Origin of the sequence: Bacillus sp. EKM206B (assembly GCF_011066015.1) — a bacterium.
Classification (GTDB): Bacteria; Bacillota; Bacilli; order Bacillales; family Bacillaceae; genus Bacillus; species Bacillus velezensis.
In genome coordinates this window covers 1-223 of the sequence record NZ_JAAMNL010000056.1, presented here as the reverse complement: position 1 = coordinate 223, position 223 = coordinate 1, and the positions used below count along the sequence as shown (strand labels likewise).

General features: G+C 41.3%; 1 protein-coding gene. It reads right to left on the bottom strand.

The window, feature by feature from the left end:
• Positions 1-223 (bottom strand): IS3 family transposase (locus G9F50_RS20405; RefSeq protein WP_165406626.1); only part of this gene is annotated, 223 nt, incomplete at both ends.

The window sequence follows — 223 nt, the reverse complement described above, 5'->3', positions numbered from 1 at the left end:
GCCGATAGTTTATCGGTGATTGGTTGTTTAGTTTGGTTTGAATACGAATATTGTTATAATAATGAATGTATTCTATGACAGTGCGTTCTACGATGGCAGTCGTAGTTCGATCAATGCTGTTAAGATAGAACGTTTCAGACTTTAGCGAGGAATGAAACGATTCGATGGAGGCATTATCAGCGGGCGTCCCTTTGCGGGACATGCTCATGGTAATGCCTTTTGT